Annotated in this window: 2 protein-coding genes; one reads left to right on the top strand and one right to left on the bottom strand. The window is 51.3% G+C overall.

Translation table 11 applies throughout. From position 1 onward, the window contains the following. On the bottom strand, nt 1-1,096 hold a 1,096-nt coding region (gene purT / locus ACTF5Z_RS11795; protein ID WP_438985808.1), incomplete at its 3' end, for a formate-dependent phosphoribosylglycinamide formyltransferase. A 230-nt stretch (nt 1,097-1,326) separates the two neighbouring features. Between purT and ACTF5Z_RS11790 the strand changes: the two genes are divergently transcribed. Continuing rightward, entirely contained in the window at nt 1,327-2,535 is a 1,209-nt protein-coding gene (locus tag ACTF5Z_RS11790) for an MFS transporter (RefSeq protein WP_438985807.1), read from the top strand. Nucleotides 2,536-2,556: the final 21 nt, after the last annotated feature.

Raw genomic sequence — 2,556 nt, 5'->3', positions numbered from 1 at the left:
CCATACGGCGTTTACCTGAGACTTCGGGCTTGCCGAATAAGCGCAGGTCGGTATCAGGCTCTTTTAGCGCTTGGGCCAAATTTCCGAACGCCGTTTTATTGGATTCGCCCTCGACCAAGATCACGGCTGATGCTGATGGGCCGCGCTGACGAATGATCGGAATTGGCAAGCCCAGCAGGGCGCGGGCGTGCAAGTCAAACTCCGATAGGTCTTGAGAGATCAGCGTAACCATGCCGGTATCGTGCGGACGGGGTGATACTTCGCTAAACCAAACGTCGTCACCCTTGATAAATAATTCCACACCGAACAGCCCCCGGCCGCCTAATGCATCGGTGATTGTTTTTGCTATGTGTTCGGATTTTTCTCGCGCGACAACCGACATGGCTTGAGGTTGCCAAGATTCTTGGTAGTCACCGTCTTCCTGGCGATGCCCAATTGGCTGGCAGAAGCTGGTGCCATCGATGTGTCGCACTGTGAGGAGCGTGATCTCGTAATCAAAGTCGATAAATCCCTCGACAATGACACGGCCCGCTCCAGCGCGGCCACCTTCTTGGGCGTATTGCCAGGCACGTTCAATGTCCTGCGCGCACTTGACCATGCTTTGGCCTTTGCCTGACGAGCTCATGATCGGTTTAACAATGCAGGGAAATCCTATGGCACCCACCGCTGCCTGAAAATCGTCGTAATTGTCTGCAAAACGATAGGCTGATGTCGGCAAATTTAAGGTTTCTGCTGCGAGAGTGCGAATGCCCTCCCGATTCATGGTGAGCTGTGCCGCTTTGGCAGTGGGGATCACGTTGAATCCTTCAGACTCAAGCTCGACTAAGGTGTCGGTAGCGATCGCCTCAATTTCGGGCACGATGTAATCAGGTTGCTCTTGCTCGATCACTGCGCGTAAGGCAACTCCGTCGAGCATCGACAGCACGTGACTACGATCTGCTACCTGCATGGCAGGGGCGTTAGCGTAGCGGTCGCAGGCAATGACTTCTACCCCGAGGCGCTGTAAAGCGATGACCACTTCTTTGCCTAGTTCACCTGAACCGCAAAGAAGAACCTTGGTGGCTGTGGATGAAAATGGGGTTCCGATGGTTGGCATAAGGATCCTTGATCTTTGTGTCATACCATCCATCTTAATGGGAAAGCGAGTGATTCAGCAATGATGGTGCTATCGTGTTCATGTTTATCTTTTGTTCCTCGATTGCCCAAACCAACGGTTTCTCGCAAGGGTTATTGCACTTACATAACTTGCCCATAGGGCAAAGCTGGCGTAGTGTAGCGGCCCAATTTCGTATGGAAATCGTCTGCGTCAAAAAGTAGACCCACACTATGTCATCGTCACATCTATTCAAGAATCGGTCTTTCGTCCTATACCTGGTGCTGCGGGTATTTTTGAGTTTGTCGGTGACGAGTTTAGCGGTTGCTGTGGGTTGGCATATCTACGAAGCAACAGGTGACGCTATGGATTTGGCGTTCATTGGCTTGACTCAAATTGTGCCAATTTGGGCTTTATTTTTGGTGTCAGGTTGGGTCGTTGATAATGCGCCCAGGCGGCGAGTGCTGCAAGTGACGATTGTGGTTCAAATGCTGACCTACTGCACACTCGCGTGGATACTACGTGACGGTGTGCAAGATGTCAGTTGGATTTATCTGTTACTGCTGAGCAATTCGTGTGCGCGCGCGTTCGTTGGGCCTTCTATTCAGTCGATTTTGCCCGGATTGGTCAGTAAGACTGAACTTTCGCAGGCAGTATCAGTAGCCAGTACGGTATGGACAACAGCGACGACTGTAGGGCCTTTCGTTGCCGGTTATTTATTGCATTGGTTCGATGTGAAAGTGTACTGGATTATCGCCTCGTTGATGTTTGTTGCCTTTATTGCTGTGACCTTATTGAACGAACCGGCAATGGTTAAAAAAACACAGCGCGAATGGCGCGATGTGGTTCAAGGCATTATTTTTGTCTGGCGTAACCCCCTGGTTTTCCCATCAATGGCCATTGATTTGTTCGCCGTTATGATGGGCAGCGTGATGGTGCTCTTACCTATTTATGCCATGGATATTCTGCAAGTCGGGCCCGAAGGATTGGGGTATATGCGAGCTATGCCAGCTTTGGGCTCAGTGGCAGCTGGGTTAGTGATTTCAAGGTTTGGACACGGTCCACATTCGGGTCGGGCTTTGTTCTTGGCCCTTGCGGCCTTTACGATCTCCATTGTGATTTTTGGTTTATCAGAGTTGTATTGGTTGAGCTTGCTCGCGTTATTCATTTATGGCGCATCCGATATGGTCAGTGTGATATTGCGAACGAGCATTGTACATCTAGCTACCCCAGATGAGTTGCGCGGTCGCGTGAATGCGGTGAATTCGCTGTTCATTGCGTCATCAAATGAACTGGGCGATTTGCGCGGTGGCGCCGTCGCGGCTTGGATGGGCGTAGTGCCTGCCGTGCTTGTGGGTGCTGCTTGTACCGGAGGAGTTGGTCTTATCGCTTGGTGGCGATCAAAAGATCTCAGACGGCTTAAATCTGCTGCGGAAGTTTAGCCGCACGCACTGAGTGTGATG

The organism is Aequoribacter sp., assembly GCF_965659035.1.
Taxonomy (GTDB): Bacteria; Pseudomonadota; Gammaproteobacteria; order Pseudomonadales; family Halieaceae; genus Aequoribacter.
Note: the sequence above shows the minus strand (reverse complement) of the source record. Positions and strands in the feature narration are given on the sequence as shown.